At 52.4% G+C, this 20,290-nt stretch carries 17 protein-coding genes; 7 read left to right on the top strand and 10 right to left on the bottom strand.

All coding sequences use genetic code 11. The features are described from left to right. Positions 1 to 723 precede the first annotated feature (723 nt). From fis to msrP, 10 genes are all read right to left on the bottom strand, one after another. Positions 724 to 1,020, bottom strand: coding sequence for a DNA-binding transcriptional regulator Fis (fis, locus tag B880_RS0101155; RefSeq protein ID WP_003855228.1), 297 nt, complete (start codon positions 1,018 to 1,020; stop codon positions 724 to 726). Between the two features lie 24 nt (positions 1,021 to 1,044). Continuing rightward, positions 1,045 to 2,010: a tRNA dihydrouridine synthase DusB gene (dusB, locus tag B880_RS0101160; RefSeq protein ID WP_026042352.1), complete on the bottom strand. Its 966-nt coding sequence runs from the start codon at positions 2,008 to 2,010 to the stop codon at positions 1,045 to 1,047. Between the two features lie 373 nt (positions 2,011 to 2,383). After that, positions 2,384 to 3,265, bottom strand: coding sequence for a 50S ribosomal protein L11 methyltransferase (gene prmA / locus B880_RS0101165; RefSeq protein WP_017345552.1), 882 nt, complete (start codon positions 3,263 to 3,265; stop codon positions 2,384 to 2,386). A gap of 3 nt (positions 3,266 to 3,268) precedes the next feature. Continuing rightward, a complete protein-coding gene (gene panF / locus B880_RS0101170) occupies positions 3,269 to 4,717 on the bottom strand; it encodes a sodium/pantothenate symporter (RefSeq protein ID WP_017345553.1) in 1,449 nt (482 codons plus the stop codon). Beyond that, positions 4,707 to 4,949 (bottom strand): YhdT family protein, encoded by a 243-nt coding sequence (locus tag B880_RS0101175; protein WP_017345554.1) that lies wholly within the window; start codon positions 4,947 to 4,949, stop codon positions 4,707 to 4,709. Before B880_RS0101175 ends, panF begins: the two co-directional genes overlap by 11 nt. A gap of 72 nt (positions 4,950 to 5,021) precedes the next feature. Continuing rightward, positions 5,022 to 6,371, bottom strand: a complete 1,350-nt coding sequence (gene accC, locus B880_RS0101180) for an acetyl-CoA carboxylase biotin carboxylase subunit (RefSeq protein WP_017345555.1) — start codon at positions 6,369 to 6,371, stop codon at positions 5,022 to 5,024. Positions 6,372 to 6,382: 11 nt separating this feature from the next. Further along, entirely contained in the window at positions 6,383 to 6,844 is a 462-nt protein-coding gene (gene accB / locus B880_RS0101185; protein WP_017345556.1) for an acetyl-CoA carboxylase biotin carboxyl carrier protein, read from the bottom strand. A gap of 21 nt (positions 6,845 to 6,865) precedes the next feature. Next, complete coding sequence (gene aroQ / locus B880_RS0101190; protein WP_026042353.1) at positions 6,866 to 7,318, bottom strand: type II 3-dehydroquinate dehydratase; 453 nt, start codon at positions 7,316 to 7,318, stop codon at positions 6,866 to 6,868. A 236-nt stretch (positions 7,319 to 7,554) separates the two neighbouring features. Then, a complete protein-coding gene (gene msrQ, locus B880_RS0101195; protein ID WP_017345558.1) occupies positions 7,555 to 8,154 on the bottom strand; it encodes a protein-methionine-sulfoxide reductase heme-binding subunit MsrQ in 600 nt (199 codons plus the stop codon). Next, a complete protein-coding gene (msrP, locus tag B880_RS0101200) occupies positions 8,154 to 9,158 on the bottom strand; it encodes a protein-methionine-sulfoxide reductase catalytic subunit MsrP (protein ID WP_017345559.1) in 1,005 nt (334 codons plus the stop codon). Before msrP ends, msrQ begins: the two co-directional genes overlap by 1 nt. 209 nt (positions 9,159 to 9,367) lie before the next feature. Here msrP and csrD point away from each other — a divergent pair, with 209 nt between their 5' ends. From csrD to yhdP, 7 genes are all read left to right on the top strand, one after another. Continuing rightward, the gene (gene csrD / locus B880_RS0101205) at positions 9,368 to 11,317 is read left to right on the top strand and encodes an RNase E specificity factor CsrD (protein WP_017345560.1); all 1,950 of its coding nucleotides are present in this window, start codon (positions 9,368 to 9,370) and stop codon (positions 11,315 to 11,317) included. Positions 11,318 to 11,627: 310 nt separating this feature from the next. Continuing rightward, positions 11,628 to 12,671, top strand: a complete 1,044-nt coding sequence (gene mreB, locus B880_RS0101210; protein WP_007891976.1) for a rod shape-determining protein MreB — start codon at positions 11,628 to 11,630, stop codon at positions 12,669 to 12,671. 149 nt (positions 12,672 to 12,820) lie between these two features. After that, entirely contained in the window at positions 12,821 to 13,837 is a 1,017-nt protein-coding gene (gene mreC, locus B880_RS0101215; RefSeq protein ID WP_017345561.1) for a rod shape-determining protein MreC, read from the top strand. Then, positions 13,834 to 14,322 (top strand): rod shape-determining protein MreD, encoded by a 489-nt coding sequence (mreD, locus tag B880_RS0101220; protein WP_017345562.1) that lies wholly within the window; start codon positions 13,834 to 13,836, stop codon positions 14,320 to 14,322. The genes mreC and mreD overlap by 4 nt, the downstream gene beginning before the upstream one ends. Before the next feature lie 10 nt (positions 14,323 to 14,332). After that, the gene (locus B880_RS0101225; protein ID WP_017345563.1) at positions 14,333 to 14,926 is read left to right on the top strand and encodes a Maf family protein; all 594 of its coding nucleotides are present in this window, start codon (positions 14,333 to 14,335) and stop codon (positions 14,924 to 14,926) included. After that, positions 14,916 to 16,385: a ribonuclease G gene (gene rng / locus B880_RS0101230; protein WP_017345564.1), complete on the top strand. Its 1,470-nt coding sequence runs from the start codon at positions 14,916 to 14,918 to the stop codon at positions 16,383 to 16,385. The genes B880_RS0101225 and rng overlap by 11 nt, the downstream gene beginning before the upstream one ends. A 79-nt stretch (positions 16,386 to 16,464) precedes the next feature. Further along, on the top strand, positions 16,465 to 20,274 hold the full coding sequence (yhdP, locus tag B880_RS0101235; protein WP_017345565.1) for an AsmA2 domain-containing protein YhdP: 3,810 nt from the start codon (positions 16,465 to 16,467) through the stop codon (positions 20,272 to 20,274). The last annotated feature ends 16 nt before the right edge of the window (positions 20,275 to 20,290 follow it).

Consider the following 20,290-nt stretch of genomic DNA (forward strand, 5'->3'; position numbering starts at 1 on the left):
AGTAGGGAACTGCCAGGCATTAAATTAGTGAGAAGCCCCTGTCGAAAGACAGGGGCTTTTTGCATTTGAGGGCATTATCAAACAGGGCCATAGCCGTTAAAACAACGCTCTCCTGATTTATCCTCTGCCTGGAAATCTCTCGCTGAGTTCATTAAGCGTAGCTGTGTGACAGCTGGCCTTAAGCAGCTAAAAGCGAGTTTTTATCCCTCTGCAACGCGAAATATTTCGATATCAGCCAGTTATGCAGCGGCAAAAATACCGATTTACACAGACTACCAGCCACTTTCATTCAGGGGTCTGCGCTGTCTGCATAGCCCTTGAATAAGGTGCCAGACGCAACATTAATACCTTCATTATCAGCACTCAAAAGATCCCTATACGATCGGCTCTGTGGATATCATGCGCGTACACGGCAACGCGGCTGAACAACAGCAATCACCACGAAGTCTGCTTGAGCCATCCAATGGTGGCCTTTAAATAAGATGCAGCTCTTACAGCCATGATAAAGGCATGCTTGATACTAAAGCTGATTGGGATAAACCGTCATAGAAGGGCTGTTTGTAATGGCCATAGGGTAAGATTGAGAGAAGGTGTGTCTGGCGGGCAATTACGGCGACGATTTTGCGCGTAATCGTATGAGAATAAAGATAAATACCGTACATAAAAAAGGTGCCAGACCCGAGGGCTGGCACCTTTTCTACAAATGACCGAACTGATTAAAAATCAGTTCATGCCATATTTTTTCAGTTTCTTACGCAGGGTACCACGGTTGATACCCATCATCAGTGCTGCACGGGTCTGGTTGCCACGGGTATACTGCATGACCATGTCCAACAGTGGCTGCTCGACTTCAGCCAATACCAGCTCATACAGGTCGCTAACATCCTGACCGTTCAGTTGAGCAAAATAGTTCTTCAGTGCCTGTTTAACCGAATCACGCAGAGGCTTTTGCGTCACCTGATCCTGTGAGTTAACGGTAGAAACGGTCAGTACGTCAGAATTTACGCGTTGTTCGAACATAGTTCTTTCAGCTCTTTATTTCGTTTACGCAAGATTTTCGAAGTATGCCTCCAACGCCTCCAGCTGTTCGCTGGCATCCTCTATGGCGTTGAATGTGCGCCGAAACTGGTCATTCGGGGCGTGCTCCTGCAAATACCAGGAGACGTGTTTGCGCGCAATACGGTATCCCTTGCCTGGACCATAAAAGTCGTGCAGCTCACGTATATGCGAAACAAGCAAGCGCTTTACCTCTGCCAAAGGCAGCGGGGCAAGCAGCTCCCCAGTGTCCAGATAATGCTGGATTTCCCGGAAGATCCACGGTCTTCCCTGAGCAGCACGGCCTATCATCAGGGCATCAGCCCCCGTATAGTCGAGTACTGCTCTGGCTTTGTGCGGGTCAGTTATGTCTCCATTCGCAATGATCGGTATGGAAACACTCTGCTTAACTGTCCGAATGCTGTCGTATTCAGCTTCCCCGTTGAACAAACAGGCGCGTGTGCGTCCATGTATCGTCAGGGCTTGAATGCCACAGCGTTCAGCCAATTGGGCAATCTCGACACAGTTCCTGTTATCAGGATCCCAACCGGTGCGAATTTTTAGCGTAACTGGCACCTCAACGGCATTTACCACGGCGGAGAGAATCGATTCCACTACGTCGGGGTATTGCAGCAAGGCGGAGCCTGCCATTTTCCGATTCACCTTTTTAGCCGGGCAACCCATATTGATATCGATGACTTGTGCACCAGCCTCAACATTAATACGTGCTGCCTGCGCCATGTCGTGGGGATCACAACCGGCAATCTGCACGGCGCGAATCCCTGGCTCATCACTGTGTACCATGCGTAAACGAGATTTATCGCTTGCCCAAACTTCCGGGTTAGACGACAACATCTCAGAAACCGCCATACCTGCACCCATTTCATGACACAAGGTTCTGAAAGGTCGGTCGGTAATGCCCGCCATAGGCGCCGCAATCAGCCGATTTCTTAGCTGGAGATTTCCAATACGCATGAAGTTCAGAGTAGCCATACTATGTCTGCAAGGCGGCGTATATTACGCATTTTTTCACGAAGATGAAAGGCCAAACTTTGAACAATACGCAATGAAAAAACAAGGAATTAGCAGATTGGGAGTGTCAATACATTAAAAGTTATTGTTTATCATTGAGTTAGCAATTAATGATGAAATTGTGAGCAAAAATTTTTTGCGAATATAGCACAAAATCTCAACATAAAAATCGTCACATTAGGGAATTAACGACACAAGGTGCGGATTTTACTGGCTGAATTATGGTTTTTCGCTGAATTTAATCGTGATAAAAACGGTAATCATCAATTAATAAAAAAATGTGCCCTACACCACAATTATGCAGGGCACACAGTCATCAGTTTTTGATGCCTGTAATGCGGCACCACTCTTCTTTAACGGCGACCGGGTCCAGCGTGAACAGCGAGGTATAAGCTTCACATACACCCTCAGCCTGGCTTTCCAGTACGCCTGAAAGGCCAAGATGACCACCCGAAGCTGGCAGTACGCTAATCAATGGAGCGAGCTCACGAAGTGGGCCAGCCAGGATGTTTGCGACCACCACATCCGCCTGCAAGTTCTCAGGTTGCTGATGAGGTAAATAGAGCTCCAGGCGCTCAGAAACACCGTTACGCTCTGCATTCGCTCGGCTGGCTTCAATAGCCTGTGGATCGATATCGATGCCGATTGCTTTTACTGCGCCGAGCTTCAATGCCGCAATCGCCAGGATGCCGGAACCACAACCAAAATCGATAACGGTTTTACCTGCCAAATCGAGGCCATCGAGCCAGGTAAGGCAAAGTGAGGTTGTTGGGTGAGTTCCCGTGCCGAAGGCGAGTCCTGGGTCTAGCATGACGTTAACGGCCTCTGGGTCGGGAATATCACGCCAGCTTGGGCAGATCCACAGACGCTCGCCAAAACGCATTGGGTGGAAGTTATCCATCCATTCACGTTCCCAGTCTTTGTCTTCAATTTGCTCGATCTTATGGCGGAAATTAGCGCCCAACAGCGGATGCTGGGACAGCTCAGCCACCACATCATTCAGTTCCGTTTCAGCATCAAATAGTCCGATAACATCGGTATCGCCCCACAGCAGGGTTTCACCCGGTAAAGGCTCATAAACGGGCGTATCGTTGGTGTCCTGGAACGTGACCGACACAGCGCCAACATCCATTAACGCATCACTCAGCGTTTCAGCGTGTGTTCCAGAGCTGTTAATTTTGATTTGAATCCATGGCATAGCTTATCTCTTTAATTCAGTAGTGGCGCTGTGCGGCGCATCGCCAAACAGGTTACCTGTCAGGAAGGCCAGCAGGCTCAGTAACAGTGAAGGAACAATCGGGTGGAAGCCCCAGAGCTCCAGATTCAGGCTGGCGAGCAGGGTATAACATCCTGCGCCGATAATCATCGCGCTAATTGCACCGGTTGCGTTGGCTCGCTCCCAATAGAGGCCTAGCACCAGTGGCCAGAGAAAGACCGCTTCAAGCCCGCCGAAGGCCAGCAAATTGAGCCAGATAATCATTTGTGGCGGGTGCCAGGCAGCAATCAGCAGCAGTATACCCAGAACCAGGGTAATCGCCCCTGAAAGCCGACGCAGGTGACGCTCGTTCTCCGCCTGATGCGGCGCAACACGTAAATAGAGATCTTTGATTAGCGTAGCGGAAGACTGTAGCAATTGCGCATTGATGGTCGACATAATCGCGGCCATGGGCGCGGCGAGAAAGATCCCAGCGGCCAGAGGCGGCAATACTTTGATCATCAACGTTGGGATCACCTGATCGGGAACCTGCAGATCGGGGAGGATCGCCCGGCCAAGCGCGCCTGCCAGGTGCATGCCAAACATCAGCACGACCACCACAATGGTGCCAAGAATAATGCCACGGTGCATCGCTTTGCTGTCTTTGTAAGAGATGCAACGCACCGCCGTGTGTGGTAACCCAATAACACCAAGGCACACCAGTACCGCGAAGGAGCTGAGAAACGTTGGGGTGATGACATTACCCACGCCTTCTGGCTCAACGAGCTGTGGATCAATGGCTTGCAGTTTAGCCACTGCACTTTCCAGCCCCCCGGCAGAGTGAATAACCGCAAACAGCAGCAGAAAAGTTCCGATTAGCATCACCATACCTTGCATCGCATCATTCAGGACACTGGCACGGAACCCGCCAAAAGCGGTGTAGATCGCAATGGTACCGCCGAAAATCAGCAATCCGGTGTCATACGGAATGCCGGCTGCGGTCTCCAGTAGTCGTGCGCCGCCAATGAACTGCACGGTCATTGCGCCAATAAATGCCACCAGCAAGCTAATGCTGGAGAGCCAGATCAATAACGGGCTGCGATAACGTCCATACAGCATATCGTTGAGCGTCACGGCGTTGTAGCGGCGTGCCAGAATGGCAAATTTTTTCCCTAAGACACCCAGAGACAGCCAGACAGCGGGGACTTGCACCATCGCCAGCAGAACCCAGCCAAGGCCATATTTATACGCCGCACCCGGCCCGCCAATGAAGGAGCTAGCGCTGATATAGGTTGCGGTGATGGTCATGGCTAGCACAAAGCCACCCATGGACCGACTGCCAAGGAAGTATTCAGTCAGGAAGTTACCCTGGCGCTGTTTACGCACCGCAAAAACGGAAAGTGCAGCGATCAGCAGCAAATAGCCGATAAGCGGCAAAATGATTTCATGAGACATCTTCATCCTCCAGTGACATCTCTCGGAATACGTAGCGCACCATCAGCCAGCAGAGAAAAATAAATAATAACGGGGCAAATATGCAGGAGAGTTCAAACCAGTGCGGCAAACCGGTAATACCGATTTCACTACCGCCTAACCAGGCACTTAAGCCCCAGACGGCTAACCAGCCGAGAGTAAGATATAACGACCAGCGGGCCTCTTTGTGTGCTTGTGGAAAACGGGCGTCCATCAATGCAATCCAGGCGAAAAACAAAAGAAAAAGGCCGGATTATCCGGCCTCTGTACACAGCAAAATGCAAACTTACTTCTCGTGCAGACCGAGTTTTTTCTCCAGATAGTGGATGTTAGTACCACCCTGCTGGAAGTTTTCGTCCGTCATGATTTTCACTTGCAGATCAACGTTGGTTTTGATCCCATCGATGATCAGTTCTGCCAGCGCATTTTTCATGCGAGAAATGGCCACATCACGGTTTTCGCCGTAAGTGATCAGTTTACCGATCATTGAGTCATAGTACGGCGGCACGCTGTAGCCGGCGTAGATATGAGACTCCCAACGCACACCAAAACCACCTGGCGCATGGAAGCGCGTGATTTTGCCTGGGCTTGGCAGGAAGGTATTCGGATCTTCCGCATTGATACGGCACTCAACCGCATGGCCGCGAATGATCACATCTTCCTGTTTGATCGACAGTGGCAGACCGGCAGCAATACGCAGCTGCTCTTTGATCAGGTCTACGCCTGTGATCATCTCGGTTACCGGATGCTCAACCTGAATACGGGTGTTCATTTCAATGAAGTAGAACTCTCCGTTTTCATACAGGAATTCGAAAGTACCCGCGCCGCGATAGTTGATATCGATACAGGCTTTGGCACAACGCTCGCCGATGTAGCGACGCAGCTCTGGCGTGATGCCAGGTGCTGGTGCTTCTTCAACGACTTTCTGGTGACGACGCTGCATAGAGCAGTCACGTTCTGCCAGATAGATAGCGTTACCCTGACCGTCCGCCATCACCTGAATTTCGATGTGACGTGGGTTCTCAAGGTATTTCTCCATGTACACCATGTCGTTGTTGAAAGCCGCTTTGGCTTCCGCTTTCGTCATGTTGATGGATTGTTCCAGGTCTTTGTCGCTGCGCACAACACGCATACCACGACCACCGCCGCCGCCAGACGCTTTGATGATGACCGGATAGCCAATGCGTTTTGCAAACGCACGGTTTTTTTCCATGTCTTCAGTCAGTGAGCCGTCTGAACCCGGAACGGTAGGAACACCGGCTTTTTTCATCGCGGTGATCGCCGAAACTTTATCACCCATCAGGCGAATGGTTTCAGCGCGTGGGCCGATGAAGATAAAGCCAGAGTTTTCAACCTGCTCTGCGAAGTCCGCATTTTCAGACAGGAAGCCGTACCCTGGGTGGATAGCAACAGCACCGGTGATCTCGGCTGCGGAGATCAGGGCTGGAATGTTGAGGTAGCTTTTAACCGACTGGGCCGGGCCGATGCAGACGGTTTCGTCTGCTAACAGCACATGCTTCAGGTCACGGTCAGCAGTTGAGTGAACCGCAACAGTCTTGATGCCTAACTCTTTACACGCGCGGAGGATACGCAGAGCGATCTCACCGCGGTTAGCAATGACAATTTTATCCAGCATGGTTCGCCTCGTTATTCGATGACGACCAGTGGCTCGTCAAATTCAACCGGTTGTCCACTTTCAACCAGGATCGCTTTCACGACGCCCGCTTTATCCGCTTCGATCTGGTTCATCATTTTCATCGCTTCAACGATGCACAGGGTATCACCCACATTTACGCGCTGGCCCACTTCCACGAACGCTTTTGCATCCGGGCTTGGGGTGCGGTAGAAGGTACCAACCATTGGTGAACGAACCAGATGGCCGCTCACTTCAGCTGCAGCAGGTGCAGCTTCAACAGCAGCAGGTGCCGCTACTGGCGCAGCAACAGGCTGTGGTACTGGAGCAGCAAACGCCTGCTGCATCACAGGATAACCGACATTAACCGGTGCACGGCTGATACGAACAGACTCTTCGCCTTCGGAGATTTCCAGCTCAGCGATGCCAGATTCTTCTACCAGTTCGATCAGCTTCTTGATTTTACGAATATCCATGAGTGTGGTTCCGTACTCTTGTTAATTGAATTGAGACAAGCGTTTTACCGCTGTTTGTAAAGCCCAGGAGTAACCATCGACACCCAGTCCACAGATGACGCCAGCGGAGACATCAGAAAGATAGGAGTGATGACGGAAAGGCTCGCGGGCGTGCACGTTAGTCAGATGCACTTCGATAAAGGGGATGCTCACGCCTAACAGGGCATCGCGCAGTGCAACGCTGGTGTGCGTGAAGGCTGCGGGATTGATCACGATGTAATCCACATTGCCTTTGGCTTCATGAATACGGTCAATCAATAGATGTTCCGCATTAGATTGCAGATGGCTTAATTTCACACCAAGTTGGTCAGCCTGCTGCGTCAAATCGGCGACGATCTGCGGCAAAGTGGTGTGCCCATACTTCTCGGGCTCACGTGTTCCCAACAGGTTCAGGTTGGGGCCGTTCAAAAGCAGAATGTGAAAATTATGTGCCATCTTGCTGCCATCTCCCGCAATCATCAAGGCATCGCGTAAAATACCGCGCAAACTCCTGTTTGTCATCCCGAATGGGCCAAAAACCAGGCCCGGTCTGCACTAAAGTTCGGCATTATATCCGTATCGTGACAATTCGCTGCAAAATACTGGATTTATCTGCGAAGTTAATTCGGGATGACTCTGTGGGTTCACCTTTTAACAGAAAATTGAGGGTGAAGACAACCCTGAAGGCATATTTATGGCCACCATTTACGCAACTTCTTGTAACGAAGTCCGAGTAAAATCAGGGCCAAAGCCGCATATATCAGGGGTTGAGGCGACAAAATCTTGACCGACCACAGATAATGAATCGGGGCGAGGATCGCCACCAGATAGATGAAGTTATGCAGAATTTGCCAACGTCTGCCGAGCTTACGCTGGGCGTATTGCAGTGAAGTCAGGGCTAACAACAGCAAAACCGTCCAGCTAATAATCCCCAGGGTCAGATAAGGCCGCGAGATCAGCTCTTTTCCCAGCAAGTTTAGGTGATCATAACCTAACTCCAGCAAGTAGTAGCTCAGCAGATGGACGCTGGCCCAGAAAAAGCACCATAAACCCAGCATGCGGCGAGTGCGAATTAACAGTGGCTGCTTCAGGTAACGCGTTAACGGCGTCACTAATAACGTGGCCAGCAGTAATTTCAGTGCCATTCTGCCGGTAAAATGCTGAATGTCTTTAGCCGGGTCGGCACTGAGTCCACCGCTATTGATGGCATAAATGAGCCAGATAAGCGGCAAAAATGCCGCTAAATGGAAAATGACTTTTAGCCAGTTAACCTGCTTGAGTGTCAGACGCACTAGAAATTCTCCCGCAGATCTAACCCGTGATACAGAGAGGCGACCTGTTCTGCGTAACCGTTAAAAAGCAAAGTTGGCTGGCGCTGCACATTGAGTAAGCCACCAGAACCAATAAAGCGTTCGGTAGCCTGCGACCAACGCGGATGGTCGACATGTGGATTAACGTTGGCATAGAAGCCATATTCATCAGGCGCACCCTGATTCCAGGTTGTAGGGGGCTGATCGCGCGTTAACGTGATTTTCACGATGGATTTAATGCCTTTAAAGCCATATTTCCATGGCACCGTGAGGCGTAATGGGGCGCCATTCTGTGGGGGCAGTGCTTTACCATAAACGCCGGTACTGATGAGCGTTAAAGGATGCATAGCTTCATCCAGACGCAGACCTTCTACGTAGGGATAATTCAGGCCACCACCGATGAATCTGTCTTTCTGGCCCGGCATCTGGTCTGGCGCATAGACGGTCTGAAAAGCGACGAAGCGTGCATGACTGGTGGGTTCGGCCAGGTTAAGCAATTTACTCAGCTCGAAGCCAACCCAGGGAATCACCATTGACCAGGCTTCCACGCAGCGCATGCGATAAATTCGCTGTTCCATCGCAAAGCGTTTAAAAATATCATCCATATCCAGGGTGATCGGTTTTGCCACCTCACCGCCAATTTCTACCTGCCACGGCGAGGTTTTCAGGCTACCGGCATTGGCCGCAGGATCGGCCTTATCAAGACCAAATTCGTAAAAATTGTTATAGCCGGAGACTTTATCTGCTGGTGTTAAAGTGAGTTTGGCCTGATATTGTGCCGGTTCGCTAAATTGCAGTGCCCGGCCTGCTGGCGCAGCCGGTCGATCGTTGCCCTTGAACCAGCTTAAGAGGTCAGCCTGAGCCAGTCCGGGGATGCTAAGTGCAGCGGCACTCAGTCCCAACTTTTTCAGGACTTCGCGGCGTTGCATATTGAAGATAGTTTCGGGTGTAACATCATTTTCGGTCAGTTTTTTATTGTCTTTCATATCTTTTCTCCGACAAGCTCAACGACTAAACAGGGTAAAACGAGAGGCTTTAGGCGAATTTTAAGGATAAAAGCGGCTATTTCCTTGTCCTGGCGGGCGATTGGGAATGGGCCGAAAATACAAGGTAATCGTTCTGTTATCGCCGGACGGCGTTATAATGGCGCGAGCGTATGACACACGAAGTCACTATAAGCGTAGCAGGCACAGGGATGCGATTAACTACAAAACTTTCGGCGTTTATCACCGGATTGATCCTGCTGGCAATGGTCTTAATGCTGGCGGGCAGCCTGTTCAGTTTTTTATGGATCAGCCACGAGCGGGTACAGGATCGCGTAAATATCCTCGCGGCTGAAATCGATACCGCACTGATCACACAATCACCAGAGCAGCTCAGCCCCTGGCTTGAACATGTTATGCGCGTCATTACTGCCGAGCGATTAACGCTCACCAGCCACGCCAACACCATTTACCAGTTCACCCCACAGCAAAATCCCGTACTGAATGATGAATCCAACCAGTTCATTCAGTTTGATGTCACTCTGGTGCATCAGCCGGACATGAAATTGCATGTGATGGTGTTGGATCCCGCACGCACCTGGCTTCGTTCACTCTCTGGTGTTTACACCTTGAGCGCCTTTACTGTGATCGTGCTCTTTATGTTGCTAATGCTGTTCATTACTCATCACTGGTTAAGGCGTCAGTGGAGTGGCATGGAGGCGCTGGAAACCCGATCGCGCGATGTTATCGAAGGGAAGAGGGTGATTGCGCGGCAGCCAGGTATTGAAGAGTGGCCACCTCAGGCGAGCCAGGCATTAGATCTCCTGCTGGCTGATCTACAGGAGGCCAGCGAGCAGCGTCTGCGTTTTGACACCTTAATCCGCACATTCGCAGCCCAGGATAGCCGCACAGGGCTGAATAACCGTCTGTTCTTTGATAATCAGCTCGCCACGCTGCTGGAAGATCAGGAAGATGTCGGCACCCATGGCGTTGTGATGATGATCCGCCTGCCGGATCTCGAAACGTTAAATGAGGTATTGGGCAGTGCGCTGGTGGATGAATATATGTTTGATCTGGTCAACATGTTATCCACCTTCATTTTGCGTTACCCAGGGGCGTTACTTGCCCGTTATATCCGCAATGACTTTAGCGTATTGCTGCCCCATCGCAGTATGAAAGAGGCCAGCGGCATTGCGGACCAGGTGATTAACGCCGTGGATTCACTCCCCCCAATGAGAATGATCGATCGTGATGACCTGATTCACATCGGCATCAGCGCCTGGCGCAGTGGGCAGTCCGTGGCGCAGGTGATGGAAGGGGTTGAAGTCGCTACCCGTCGTGCTGCGCTGCTGGGCGGTAACAACTGGGCGAATGGTGATGGCAATCCGCGCGATCCGGGACGAGGCAGCGTACGCTGGCGCACGTTGCTGGAAAATACCCTGAGTCGTGGTGGGCCGCGTCTGTATCAAAAGCCAGCGGTAATGCAGGATGGCACAGTCCATCACCGTACGATCTTGTCACGTATTTTCGATGGCGATAAAGAAGTGCTGGCCGCAGAATATATGCCGCTGGTGCTTCAGCTAGGTATGGCTGAGCCTTGGGATCGTCAACTGGTACAGCGAATTGCAGCACTTTCGGAGATGTGGCCGGAGGAGAATATTTCCCTGCCAGTTACGATAGAATCCCTGCTCCAACGGCCATTTGTGCTGTGGTTGCAGTCTTTGTTACTGCAATGCACCAAAGGCCAGCGGCGACGATTTTTATTTGAACTTGCTGAGTCGGATGTGTGTCAACACATCAACCGGTTAACGCCGGTGTTCCGTGCATTGCGTGCTTTCGGGTGTCGTATTGCGGTTAATCAAGCTGGTCTGACGGTGGTCAGCAGCGCCTATATTCGTCAGCTTCCCATTGAGTTGATCAAACTGGATGCCGGGCTGGTAAGAAATATCGATCGTCGTATGGAAAATCAGCTGTTTGTTCAGAGCTTGCTGGAAGTGTGTAAATCCACCGGAACGCAGCTCTTTGCGTCAGGTGTGCGCACCCGTGATGAGTGGCAAACATTGATGACACTAGGCATTACTGGCGGGCAGGGGGATCTTTTTGCCCCGTCATTACCGGTTAACAGTAATGTGAAGAAATACACCCAACGTTATCGGGTTTAGTTTGGCGTCATGGAATCGCGGTTTTCTGCTGGCAATCCCCCGCTTTTCCCGCGATACTCAGGCAAATTTTTCAGCTTAAATGTTAGATTTTATGTCCGCGCAGGGGAGCTTTGCTTCCGTTTACTGTAAATAACCGGGCTATTACGCCCCTTGCCGCCATATTCGCTGCGTTAGCACTACCGATAAGAGCTCATCGGAGGGATTTCTCTCCCCGAGACGGAGTGATTTTGCGCCTTGTAGCGGCTTCGCGTGGTTGGTAAAGTAGGCGGATTTTATTTTCCGCCCCCAGCTTGCAGGATTATCCTTTAGTATGTTTAAAAAATTTCGTGGCATGTTTTCCAATGACTTGTCCATTGACTTGGGTACCGCCAATACCCTGATTTATGTAAAAGGACAGGGCATCGTGCTGAACGAGCCGTCCGTTGTGGCCATCCGTCAGGATCGTGCCGGTTCTCCGAAAAGCGTTGCCGCTGTAGGCCATGATGCCAAACAGATGCTGGGCCGTACTCCGGGGAATATCGCCGCTATTCGTCCGATGAAAGACGGTGTTATCGCCGATTTCTTCGTGACCGAAAAAATGCTGCAGCACTTCATTAAGCAAGTACACAGCAACAGCTTTATGCGCCCTAGCCCACGTGTGCTGGTGTGCGTTCCGGTGGGCGCTACTCAGGTTGAGCGCCGTGCCATTCGTGAATCTGCACAGGGTGCAGGCGCACGTGAAGTTTTCCTGATCGAAGAGCCAATGGCTGCTGCAATCGGTGCGGGCCTGCCAGTCTCTGAAGCAACCGGTTCAATGGTTGTCGATATTGGTGGTGGTACCACTGAAGTGGCCGTGATCTCCCTGAACGGCGTGGTTTACTCCTCGTCTGTGCGCATTGGTGGTGATCGCTTCGATGAAGCTATTATTAACTATGTTCGCCGTAACTACGGTTCACTGATTGGTGAAGCAACGGCAGAACGTATTAAGCATGGGATTGGTTCAGCGTATCCGGGCGACGAAGTCCACGAGATCGAAGTGCGTGGTCGTAACCTGGCAGAAGGTGTGCCACGTGGCTTCACGCTGAACTCCAACGAAATTCTTGAGGCGCTGCAGGAACCACTGACTGGCATCGTAAGTGCGGTGATGGTTGCCCTGGAGCAGTGCCCACCTGAGCTGGCGTCAGATATCTCTGAGCGCGGTATGGTATTGACCGGTGGTGGCGCATTGCTGCGTAACCTGGATCGCCTGCTGATGGAAGAGACCGGCATCCCGGTTGTGGTTGCTGAAGATCCGCTGACCTGCGTAGCGCGTGGTGGTGGTAAAGCGTTGGAAATGATCGACATGCATGGCGGCGATTTGTTCAGCGAAGAATAATTGCCTCAATCGGCTGAGACCGCGATCACATTGCGCAGGGAATCGCTTCGTTGCTGCCGCTTTGTGCGACGGCGTGATGCGTCCGGCCCTGGGAAGTACGGGGGTAAATCCGTGCTTCCTTACCTGTTGTCGAGGATTACGCAGATTTTATGAAGCCGATTTTTAGCAGGGGGCCATCCCTGCAATTGCGTCTGTGCCTGGCAGTTATCGTGGCTATTGCCATTATTGTCGTCGACAGTCGCGTGAGTTCATTTACTCAGATTCGCAATTATCTGGACACGTCGGTAAGCCCGTTCTATTTCCTTGCCAACGGGCCGCGCCAGTTGCTGGACGGCATCTCCGACACGCTGGCATCACGTCAGCAGCTTGAACTGGAAAATAAAGCCTTACGGCGCGAGCTGTTTCTCAAAAACAGCGACCTGCTACTGCTGGGGCAATATAAGCAGGAAAATGCGCGCCTGAGGGAGCTGCTCGGCTCACCGTTACGTCAGGACGAGCATAAGATGGTGACCCAGGTGATCTCCACCAGTACCGATCCTTACAGCGATCAGGTGGTGATTGATAAAGGCAGCATCAACGGTGTGTTCGAAGGCCAACCAGTAATCAGCGATAAAGGCGTTGTCGGACAGGTGGTTTCTGTCGGGCAGGTCACGAGTCGTGTGCTGTTGATTTGCGATGCGTCCCACGCGTTACCGATTCAGGTATTACGTAACGATATCCGCGTGATTGCGGCGGGTAACGGCTGCTCAGAAGATCTGCAACTTGAGCATCTGCCTGGGAACACCGATATTCGCGTTGGCGATGTGCTGGTCACTTCGGGTCTGGGTGGTCGCTTCCCGGAAGGCTATCCAGTGGGTGTGGTGTCTTCCGTTAAAGTGGATACTCAGCGTGCCTACACGGTCATTCAGGCGCGTCCAACGGCCGATCTCCAGCGTCTGCGTTACCTGCTGTTATTGTGGGGTAGCGATCAGAATGGTGATAAGCCGATGTCACCTGAAGAGGTTCATCGTGTGGCGAATGAACGACTGATGCAGATGATGCCTCAGGTGCTTCCGCCAGCAGGTGAGATGGGACCACCAGCGCCTGCCAGTGCGCAGTCCGGCGAACAAATGGGGCCACCTGCGCCAGCAGGTAGTCGTTCCCGTATGCCTGGAGGGCAGCCTTGAGTCGATATCGCAGCCAGGGTCGTTGGGTTATCTGGCTGTCATTTTTGGTTGCCCTCGTCCTGCAAATTATGCCGTGGCCGGAACAGCTTTTCATGTTCCGGCCTTCCTGGGTTCTGCTGATCCTGGTTTATTGGGTGTTAGCATTGCCACATCGTGTCAATGTCGGCACAGGCTTTGTGCTGGGTGCTGTGGTTGATTTAATTGCTGGATCAACCCTCGGTGTGCGTGCGCTGGCACTTAGCATTATTGCTTATCTGGTCGCCTTTAAATTCCAACTATTTCGCAATCTGGCCCTGTGGCAACAGGCTCTCATGGTAATGGTGTTGTCACTGGCCGTGGATGTGATTGTCTTCTGGGCCGAATTCCTGGTGATTAACGTCTCATTCCGCCCAGAGATTTTCTGGGGCAGCCTGGTCGACGGCCTGCTCTGGCCTTGGCTATTCTTACTGATGAGAAAAATCCGTCGTCAGTTTGCTGTGCAGTAAAGGACATAGAATGGTATCCCTCTATCTTGCTTCTGGTTCGCCACGTCGCCGTGAGTTGTTAACTCAGCTTGGTTTACAATTCGAACGTCTGGTGACGGACGTTGAGGAGCAGCGCCTGCCAGGCGAGGCTGCCGAGCACTATGTGCTGCGGCTTGCTAACGATAAAGCCCAGGCGGGAGTCGTATTAGCCGCTGAAGATTTACCGGTACTGGGCGCTGATACTATTGTGGTTCTGCAAGGTGAAGTGCTGGAAAAACCCGTTGATGCCGAGCATGCGGCCGAGATGCTACATAAGCTCTCTGGCCATACGCATCAGGTCATGACGGCGGTAGCGCTGGCCGATCGCCAGCGTCAGCTGGACTGCCTGGTGATGACGGAAGTGACATTCCGTACGTTGAGCGAGCAGGATATCCGTGACTATATTGCGACCGGCGAGCCAATGGATAAAGCCGGAGCGTATGGTATTCAGGGGTTTGGTGGTAACTTTGTACGCAAAATTAATGGAAGCTACCACGCAGTGGTTGGACTACCGCTGGTTGAAACTGCGGAGTTATACAGCCATTTTCAGTCGCTGCGTGCCGTAAGGGGACAAGATGACGGCTGAACTACTGATAAATGTAACACCCTCTGAAACCCGTGTTGCCTATATTGATGGCGGTATTCTGCAGGAAATCCATATTGAGCGTGAAGCGCGACGTGGCATTGTCGGTAACATCTACAAGGGTCGCGTAAGTCGTGTTTTGCCTGGGATGCAGGCAGCCTTTGTCGATATCGGTCTGGATAAAGCCGCTTTCCTCCACGCTTCTGACATCATGCCGCACACCGAATGTGTCGCGGGTGATGAACGTAAAAATTTCCACGTCCGAGATATTTCTGAGCTGGTGCGTCAGGGACAGGATCTGGTGGTACAAGTGGTCAAAGATCCACTTGGAACCAAAGGTGCTCGTCTGACGACAGATATCACGCTGCCCTCGCGCTATCTGGTGTTCATGCCAGGTGCTTCACACGTGGGCGTTTCACAGCGTATTGAGAGCGAAAAAGAGCGCGACCGTTTAAAAAACGTAGTCAGTGCTTACTGTGATGAGCAGGGCGGATTTATTATCCGTACCGCTGCTGAGAGCATCGGTAACGAAGAGCTTGCACAGGATGCGGCATTTCTAAAGCGCCTGTGGACCAAAGTGATCGAGCGTAGAAAACGTAATCAGACGCGCTGTCTGCTGTATGGTGAGCTGGCGCTGGCGCAACGCGTCCTGCGAGATTTTGCCGGTGCCGCGCTGGATCGAATCCGGGTGGATTCACGCCTGACTTGCGATCTGCTGGTGGAGTTTACCGGTGAATATATTCCTGAAATGGCCGGGAAGCTGGAGCTTTACAGCGGCAAGCAGCCCATCTTCGATCTGTTTGATGTAGAAAACGAGATCCAACGATCGTTAGACAGAAAAGTTGAGCTGAAGTCCGGCGGTTATCTGATCATCGATCAAACCGAAGCGATGACGACCATCGACATCAATACCGGTGCCTTTGTGGGCCACCGTAATCTCGATGAAACCATCTTCAACACCAATATTGAGGCAACGCAGGCGATTGCTCGCCAACTGCGGCTGCGCAATTTAGGCGGCATCATCATCATCGACTTCATCGATATGAGCAATGACGATCACCGCCGCCGGGTGCTGCATTCGCTGGAAAGCGCCTTAAGCAAAGATCGGGTGAAAACTGGTATTAACGGTTTCTCCGCTTTGGGATTGGTGGAGATGACGCGCAAACGCACGCGTGAGAGTATTGAACACGTCCTGTGTGCTGACTGCCCGGTGTGTAAAGGGCGCGGTACGTTAAAAACGGTGGAAACCGTCTGCTATGAGATCATGCGTGAAATTGTGCGCGTGCATCATGCCTATGACTCCGATCGCTTCCTGGTGTATGTCTCACCAGCAGTGGGTGATACCCTGAAAGGCGAAGAATCACACGCGTTAGCGGAGGTGGAAATCTTTGTTGGCAAACAGGTTAAAGTCCACGTAGAACCGCTTTATAGTCAGGAGCAGTTTGACGTGGTAATGATGTAAAATCCCCCTTGTGCGGCGCAGATAGCTGGAACTATCGCGCATTTGTGCAGATTTTCGCGAAAGACAAGGAGTGCTGTGAGTGAGGCAGTTGCCGAAGATTTTGTTACTGCTGGTCGCCACCATCATTGTCATCGTGGCGCTGCTGGTCAGCGGCTTACGCCTGTTACTACCGCACGTCGATAGCTACCGCGGCGAGTTGCTCAAACGCATCTCGCAGGTAGCGGGTGTGACGGTCAGCGCAGATTCTCTGGAGGGGAGTTGGGAAAACTTTGGCCCAACGCTGCAAATCCGCCAGATGCAGGTGCAAATCAACCCAACCGATCGCCTCAGCGTTGGCCGTATTAATCTGGCCCTGAATGTGTGGCAGTCTTTGCTGCACGGGCGCTGGCAGTTCCGCGATCTGACCTTCTGGCAGCTCCATCTTGAAACTTCTCGCCCGCTGCTGAGCAACGATCAGCAAAAAAACAGCTTTAAACCCGGGCAGATCAACGATCTGTTCCTCAATCAGTTTGACCACTTTGACCTCCGCGATAGCACTATTCGCTTTCTGACGCCATCCGGTCAGCACGCCGAACTCGCTATCCCTAAACTGACCTGGCTGAATGAAAAAAATCGGCATCGTGCAGAAGGCGAAGTCAGTTTATCCAGCTTCACCGGTCAACACGGTGTGGTCCAGGTGCGGCTAGATCTCAACGATAATCACGGGTTGCTGAACGATGGTCGTATCTGGCTGCAGGCGGATGACGTAGATGCCCGCCCGTGGCTGGGCCGCTGGATGCAGGATAACACCCGACTGGAGAGTGCCAAATTTAGCCTGACAGCCTGGGCAACATTGCGCGATGGCGATCTCTACGCGGGTGACCTGTTGCTGCGTAATGGCGGCGCAAGCTGGCAGGGGGATGATAAAACCCATCAGTTACAGGTTGATGGTCTTACGGCACACCTTTCCCGCTTCCAAAATGGTTGGGCAGTCTCTGTGCCACAAACGCGCCTCAGCACCGATGGCGTGGCATGGCCAGGCGGTAACTTCTCGCTGTTGTGGCGTCCGGAAGATCAGCAAGGGTTAGGCAGTGGCCAGCCTGCTGAAGTGCGGGTGCGTGCAACGCAGTTAGATCTTCAGCGTTTGTCGCCACTGCTGCCCCTGTTTACGCCATTGGCCCCCACGTTGGTGACGGATTGGCAGGCGCTCCAGCCTCAGGGGAAAATCGATGCGCTGGCGCTGGATATTCCGCTCAATCAGCCGGAAAAAACCCGCCTTCAGGCAAAGTGGCGTGATTTAGGCTGGCAGCCGTGGGAATTATTGCCGGGAATGTCCGGGCTGAATGGCCAGGCGAGTGGCAGCGTGAATGATGGTCAGGTGCAGATCCAGCTGGGTGACACCCTCGTCCCTTACAGCAAAATGTTCCAGGCTCCGCTGGAGATCCACCAGGTGACCGGCACCCTGAACTGGCAGCACGATGATCAGGGTTTGACGCTGGCCGGACACGATCTTGATGTTCAGGCCCGCTCATTACATGCGCGCGGTGACTTTAAATATCAGCAAAACAGCGGAGATGCTCCACGGCTGGATATTCTGGCTGGGATCCGCGTGACAGATGCCGGAGACGCCTGGCGCTATTTCCCTGAACCGTTGATGGGTAAAGATCTGACCCATTACCTCAGTACTGCCATTCAGGGCGGGCAGGTGGGTGATGCGACGCTGCTGTTCGCTGGTAACCCGCAGCTATTCCCGTTCAAACACAATGACGGCATGTTTGAGGTTTGGGTACCGCTGCGTCAGTCTACCTTTGCCTTCCAGCCGGGCTGGCCCGCTTTGCAGAACCTGGATATCAACCTCGACTTCGTCAATGACGGGTTGTGGATGAAAGCAGAACACACTCGCTTAGGCGAAGTGGATGCGCGTAACCTGGTGGCCGCAATTCCCGATTATCTCAAAGAGAAGCTGCTGATTGAGGGCGATCTCAGCGGGCAGGGCAAGCAGATTGGCGACTACTTCCAGCAAACGCCTCTGAAGAGCAGCCTGGGTGCGGCGCTGCAACAGCTGCAGATTGGCGGCAATACGCAGGGCCATTTAAGCCTGGATATCCCACTGGATGGGGAGTTGGTGCATGCGCGCGGTACTGTGACCATGAAAAATAACAGTCTGCATATTGTTCCTCTTGGTACCACCCTGCAAAACCTGAGTGGGACTTTCCGTTATGACAACGGCAATTTGCAGAGTGATACGCTCCAGGCGCAGTGGTTTGGTCAGCCGACGAATGTCAGCTTCAGCACTCAGGAGCTGGCCGATCACTTTGCGATTAACGTTAAGTTAGGTGGGGAGTGGCAGCTGGCGCATCTGAAAACCCTGCCAGAAAATATTCGCAACCAGCTTGCTGGGCCACTGCCGTGGCAGAGTAACGTCGATATCACGCTGCCAAATCATGGTGAGGCGACTTATGCCATTAGCCTGAATGGTGATGCCAAACAGGTGAGCAGCCGCTTACCTGCGCCATTAGATAAAACGGCAGGTGAGAGCCTGCCCTTCACGGTAAACGCGACCGGATCGCAGCAACGTTTCTCATTGAGCGGTATTGTGGCTGGCAAGCATCGTTTTAACAGTAACTGGCTGCTGACCCCGCATCTGCGTGTTGAGCGTGGGATCTGGGAAAATGACACGAAAACGTTGCCGGCTCTCCCCAAAACCTCAGGCATGGTGCTGAATTTGCCCGCGCTGGATGGGCAAGCCTGGGCAGAGTTACTGGCGGTGGCTGGCAGCAGTAGCAGCGGAGAACCGCAGGTTGGCGGGGCGAAGCTGCCGGGTGATTTCATCTTGCAGTCACCTTCTGTGGCCCTGGGCGGGCAGGAATGGCATGACGTCAAGGCGACCTTGACCCAGGGAACGGCAGGAAATCGTAACGTTACGGTACAGGCGCGGGAAATGCGTGGCTCCCTGCAAACGTCCACTACTGCTCCGTGGCGGCTGGCGCTCAACTACCTGTATTACAATCCGCAGTGGGATCAGGCACAGGGCAGTAGCGCTGATACGTCCCTTACGCAGAATATCGATTTCAGCCACTGGCCAGCATTACAGGTGACCTGTGATGAATGCTGGTTACGGGGGCAAAAATTTGGACGGATGCAGGCTGATCTCAACCCGCAGGGCAGTACGTTAGCACTTACTAACGGTCAAATAGATACCGGCAACGCTAAACTGAAAATCAGCGGTACATGGGTCAACCAGGGAAGCGATCAGCGTACGGCGCTGAAGGGCACATTGAGTGGGAATAATATTAACGATGCGACCAACTGGTTTGGCGTTAATACCCCGCTACGTAATGCCCCGTTCAATATCGACTATGACCTGCACTGGCGTTCGGCGCCGTGGAAACCGTCAGAGCGTACACTGAGCGGCACGCTCAAAAGTCACTTTGGCAAAGGTGAAATTGCCGATGTGAATACCGGCGCAGCCGGGCAGTTGTTGCGACTGGTGAGCTTTGATGCGTTGCTGCGTAAGCTACGACTCGATTTCAGAGACACCTTCAGTAGTAAAGGCTTCTACTTTGATTCCATTAACGGCACTGCATGGATTGATAACGGCATCATGCATACCGACAACCTACTGGTTGATGGTTTAGAAGCGGATATTGCCATGCAAGGCAAGGTGGATCTGGTGCAGCGCCAGATTGAGATGGAAGCAGTGGTTGCCCCCGAGATTTCGGCTTCAGTGGGCGTGGCGACGGCCTTTGTGGTGAATCCGGTGATTGGCGCGGCAGTCTTTGCTGCCAGCAAAGTCCTTTGCCCAATTTGGAACAAAATCTCGCTGCTGCGCTACCACATCAGCGGCCCGCTGGATAAACCAGAAATCCACGAAGTGCTGCGCCAGCCGCGTGAAAATGACAAGAAGTGAATTTGACGTCTTCGGG

It is taken from the genome of Pantoea sp. A4 (assembly GCF_000295955.2).
GTDB classification, from domain to species: domain Bacteria; phylum Pseudomonadota; class Gammaproteobacteria; order Enterobacterales; family Enterobacteriaceae; genus Pantoea; species Pantoea multigeneris.

What these genes read in the sequence shown, in the direction of transcription:
- fis (WP_003855228.1), bottom strand. Translation starts at nt 1,020, where the DNA reads ATGTTCGAACAACGCGTAAATTCTGACGTACTGACCGTTTCTACCGTT.
- dusB (WP_026042352.1), bottom strand. Translation starts at nt 2,010, where the DNA reads ATGCGTATTGGAAATCTCCAGCTAAGAAATCGGCTGATTGCGGCGCCT.
- prmA (WP_017345552.1), bottom strand. Translation starts at nt 3,265, where the DNA reads ATGCCATGGATTCAAATCAAAATTAACAGCTCTGGAACACACGCTGAA.
- panF (WP_017345553.1), bottom strand. Translation starts at nt 4,717, where the DNA reads ATGTCTCATGAAATCATTTTGCCGCTTATCGGCTATTTGCTGCTGATC.
- B880_RS0101175 (WP_017345554.1), bottom strand. Translation starts at nt 4,949, where the DNA reads ATGGACGCCCGTTTTCCACAAGCACACAAAGAGGCCCGCTGGTCGTTA.
- accC (WP_017345555.1), bottom strand. Translation starts at nt 6,371, where the DNA reads ATGCTGGATAAAATTGTCATTGCTAACCGCGGTGAGATCGCTCTGCGT.
- accB (WP_017345556.1), bottom strand. Translation starts at nt 6,844, where the DNA reads ATGGATATTCGTAAAATCAAGAAGCTGATCGAACTGGTAGAAGAATCT.
- aroQ (WP_026042353.1), bottom strand. Translation starts at nt 7,318, where the DNA reads ATGGCACATAATTTTCACATTCTGCTTTTGAACGGCCCCAACCTGAAC.
- msrP (WP_017345559.1), bottom strand. Translation starts at nt 9,158, where the DNA reads ATGAAAGACAATAAAAAACTGACCGAAAATGATGTTACACCCGAAACT.
- csrD (WP_017345560.1), top strand. Translation starts at nt 9,368, where the DNA reads ATGCGATTAACTACAAAACTTTCGGCGTTTATCACCGGATTGATCCTG.
- mreB (WP_007891976.1), top strand. Translation starts at nt 11,628, where the DNA reads ATGTTTAAAAAATTTCGTGGCATGTTTTCCAATGACTTGTCCATTGAC.
- mreC (WP_017345561.1), top strand. Translation starts at nt 12,821, where the DNA reads ATGAAGCCGATTTTTAGCAGGGGGCCATCCCTGCAATTGCGTCTGTGC.
- B880_RS0101225 (WP_017345563.1), top strand. Translation starts at nt 14,333, where the DNA reads ATGGTATCCCTCTATCTTGCTTCTGGTTCGCCACGTCGCCGTGAGTTG.
- rng (WP_017345564.1), top strand. Translation starts at nt 14,916, where the DNA reads ATGACGGCTGAACTACTGATAAATGTAACACCCTCTGAAACCCGTGTT.